Origin of the sequence: Citrobacter sp. Cf088, from assembly GCF_030334295.1 — a bacterium.
GTDB classification, from domain to species: Bacteria; Pseudomonadota; Gammaproteobacteria; order Enterobacterales; family Enterobacteriaceae; genus Citrobacter; species Citrobacter freundii.
Genome location: NZ_JAOWEE010000051.1, coordinates 1 through 4,116 on the forward strand (window position 1 = coordinate 1; position 4,116 = coordinate 4,116).

The 4,116-nt window shown below is 47.1% G+C and carries 4 protein-coding genes; all 4 read right to left on the minus strand.

Annotated features, from left to right (window positions below; translation table 11 throughout):
- The coding region (locus tag OGV71_RS11050; RefSeq protein WP_286533171.1) for a formylglycine-generating enzyme family protein at positions 1-902 on the minus strand (902 nt) is incomplete at its 3' end.
- On the minus strand, positions 902-1,168 hold the full coding sequence (locus OGV71_RS11055; RefSeq protein WP_286533172.1) for a hypothetical protein: 267 nt from the start codon (positions 1,166-1,168) through the stop codon (positions 902-904). The genes OGV71_RS11055 and OGV71_RS11050, both read right to left, overlap by 1 nt.
- Positions 1,169-1,187: 19 nt before the next feature.
- A complete protein-coding gene (locus OGV71_RS11060; protein ID WP_286533173.1) occupies positions 1,188-3,233 on the minus strand; it encodes a hypothetical protein in 2,046 nt (681 codons plus the stop codon).
- A gap of 42 nt (positions 3,234-3,275) precedes the next feature.
- Positions 3,276-4,116: formylglycine-generating enzyme family protein (locus tag OGV71_RS11065; protein WP_286533174.1), on the minus strand; the 841-nt coding region annotated here is incomplete at its 5' end.

Here is a 4,116-nt window from a genome sequence, read left to right on the forward strand (position 1 = left end):
TCCTTGATGGCATAGCCGCGAAAAAAGGTCAGGCCCACATCAAACCCGGGAGAAGGATTGTCACCTCCGCGGCGGACCTTCATATATTGCCCATTATCGTCATCCAGGATGACGCCCTTCTCCGGACCCTGCGGATCCTGGCGCGGAGATGTCGCGTAATAGTCCGGGTCATACCAGTCGCTCACCCACTCGTAGCCGTTCTCTGCCATGCCGTACAGCCCGCCGGGGGTCGGCGGATAGCGATCGACGGCATAACGCACGAAGGAACTTTCCACGCCAGTGGCCTCTTCCGTAGCCTGCCGGTCCTCGCTGGTGGCGTAGTTTTCACCGCGCCCGGTTTTCTCATCTTCACGCCAGTCGCCGTCATCCGTTGCCACCAGAATATACTGGCCCCGGTCACGCGCCGCATACTCCCACTGCGCTTCCGTCGGCAGGGAAAACGGCAGCCCCGTCTCCTTTTTCAGCCAGCGGCAGTAATTCTCGGCCTCTGTCCATGACACCACCGCCGGACTGTTTTTAAAATGGGTCATGGCCGCCAGCGTTTTATTATCGAATTGATCTTTGTAACGTAACTCCGGTAATCCCGCCATTTTCAGGTAAAAGGCGTAATCCTCATGGGTCACCTTGAAACGACCGATGGAATAGCTGCTCAGCGTCACTTCATGCACGGGTTTGGTATCTTTTTCCGAAGAACAGCGCGCCCCCTCACCGTGCGTGCGGGAGCAAAAATCCCCCATCCAGAACGTGCCGCCCGGAATAAACACCAGATCGCCGGTGATGCGTTGCAGGTAGTGTGCTAATTCAGCGTTATCCTGCGCCGCAGGCTCCGGTTTATCGCAACCGCTCAGCAACAGCAACAACAACGATGCCAGGCTATATTTATAAATTCGTTTTTTTTCCATTAATCGTTACTCTCCCATTTTTGCTGATACTGAGGATCAACCGGCACAAAATGACACAGTGACCTATAAAATGGATTATCATCACAATGTAATTTGTATTGTTTGCTGCAATTTGGCGAAAAAGAATAACCGTAGGTTGGTTTTTCCTTTAAACGCGACACCAGTTCATCGAAATCTCGCAGTTCTAGTTTGTCGATGATATTATCCAGCTCGTCATCACTATCAATGCCCGTCTGCAGGAATATCCGGATATTCTTTTGCGCCATTTTAACAATCGCGTCCTCATTACCGGGGGTACACCGTTCCCGTTGCGGTAATACGCGTCAACACCTTTTTCCACTCCCGTTTGGTCTGAATACTGGACAAAATAAACAATACCGCTTTTTTTCGTTCATGGTTGGTGTCCGGGATAATACCATCACCCTGGTTATTGATATCAATACGGTCGTAGGCGCCATCTAAAGTCAGGAGATACAAGGCAGTACCTTTTGCCTCAGGAGAATAAAGATATACATTGCCAGGGTCGCTATTAATCTCAGCCGCAAATTTATTGCGCTTTGCCGACTGGTCTCTTGCCGTCATAATTTCTGTAAACGTTGATTTAATAAACCCAGAGAAATCTTTGAGAACATCATAAAAATCAGCCTTCATCTTATCATAATACTCTTTGTATTTTTTCTCCTTATCCATCAATAAAATATACCACAAGGCATTAAACGCCTCCTCCTCAATAATCACCCAGTGCTTATAGTCCATACCATAAAGTTGATAGATAACCCATACTGCGAACTCCATAAACAATTCAGGCGTAATCTCACCCTCCACGAGTCCCTTCGCACCTGGGCCCAAACACAAACTGCCATGTATATGGAACCTGAATCTTCCTTTAACAAAACGAACCCTAAACTCACCGCTGGCCCCAGCGCCTAACTGAACCTCGCCACCGACTTTAAGCGAACCAAAATCCTGGAAATCACCTAAATGCTCTTCTTTCTTTTTATTCTTTTCTTTTTGATTTTGCAGTTGAATTAATTTATCCATTGCCGAGGCGTCAAGCATTAAGTCTGGTTCAAGACCTAATTTTTTTAACATGGCCGGGATTTCCGCCACCAGTGAAGTAAAGGGTTTCAGCCACTGTAATGTTCCACCTAAACTGGCGCCAACTTTAGCACCACCAAAGGCTTCCGCTTTTACTTCCAGTCCTTTTTTTGCTTTGCCTTTATTGCCCTTAACTTTTACGCCTTCTTTTCGTTCAACAAATGTCGAACTTTTGGTGCGATTTCCCATTAGCAACTGTTTTTGATTGTATGTCACAAACTGCAGATTGGCTTCTATCTTGGCTGATGCGCCAACATACCCGGTCAATTGCCCTTCTATTTTTGCCCTCAGGACACCAATATTGGCTTCTTCCTTATCATTAATCATAAATTTAAGCGGCCAGCCGGTCCGGTCGGGAACAAAAAGTGTGGAGTTTACTTTTCCAGAGAAAACGGTTAATTCAGCTTGAGCCTCACCTTTTATTTTCACTTGTCCGGTATCAGGGTCCCAGCTATTAAGCGTGGAGGCATTCGCTGTCAAACGCATAAATTGAGCACCCGCAGAAACATCAATATATTCACCCGTGTGCTTATACTTTTTATCGTTCCATACCTCGGCCCATTCTGTTAATGTCTTCTCAAATTTGATGTTTGCACCGACAGTCATTGTGCGATCCATCATTTGTTTAATCTTCTCCTTGGCTGTTTTCAACTTCTCTGATAAAGATTTTATATCGATACCAATAATATTATTATCTTCATCTTTGGTGAAAATATTATCACCACTAAAATCATCCACGGAAATCACTGTGAATTTTGTTTCAAACTTCTTATAGTCTTCTTCTTTAACATATGAATAAAATCGACCAAAAGCTCGCTTCTTAATATCTTCAATGGGTATTAGCTCAACTATAGGTTTATACCCACTTTGTTCATTGAAATCCCCCAACTCCTGCTGTAGATTTTTAGTTGCCGTTTGTAGCTCACCTTCAGCCTTTGATATTTCATTTTCCAGTTCGGGCAACCTGTCCTTATTGGCAGTATCCTTTAACTGCACACCATATTTTTCAATAGCCTGAGAGTATTTATTTTTTGCAATATGTTGTTTATTTACCAGGTCGCTCAGTTTACTCATAGCAAATTCAAACACGCTGGCATCCGCTTCATCAATAAAAATCAATTGTAATTTGTCAATCCTGAAATAGCATTGACAAGATTTGACAATCACAATTTTTACATTTGACTCAACCTTACTCGTTTGATGATCTGCTGCTGGCGTGTTTGAACCGCTCATAATCTTTTCCCTGATTATTCAGATGCATAAATTAATAAATTATCACTTCACCGGACTCGGGTGGTTCACTGCACAGCGCACGGTTTTGTCGGTTGGTGGATAACCTTTATTTCCCGGATCGGTTTTATAGCGCACCATCGTCAGCCCGCGCCCCGGTCCTGAGTAGTCCTGGCTGCGCAGCACCCGCGTGTAGTACCCGTCCGGGTCTTTGAATACCGGCTGCTCCGGGCCCTGCGGGTCTTTTACCGGCGAATGGCTGTAGTATGCCGGGTCATACCAGTCCTTCATCCATTCCCAGCCGTTTCCGGCCATGTCGTAAATCCCCAGCGGATTAGGGGGACGGAAATCCCGGGGAAGCGGGGAAGCAATATCTAAAGAGCTTTCGCTTTTACGGGCATAAATCTCCCGGTCCGTCGCGGTGGCTACATTGATACCTTTCTGACCTTCAATACGTATCGTGCCATCGTCGGTGGGCGCCACCACATATTTACCCCGGCTACGCGCCGCGTATTCCCACTGCGCTTCCGTCGGCAGCGAGAACGGCAGGCCCGTCACCTCCCCCAGCCACGCGCAGTACCGCTCCGCTTCGTGCCAGTCCACGCGGGCTGGCGTATCCGGGATCCGTTTCCTGTCATTCCAGTCCCTCCCGTTTAAACGCCCCTTGACCTCCCGGCCCTTCAGGCCATTCCAGGCCAGATAAAACTGGTACTGCTGGTTGCTGGCTTTGAACTTACTCAGCGAATAGCTGCTTAACTCCACCCGGTGCAAAGGCTTGCTGTCTTTATGCCCGTCGTACTGCAGTTTTTCCACGCCATACTCTTCGCCAAAATCCCCCATCAGGTATTCACCGCCTTCCACAAATACCTGCTCTGACTTTATCTGC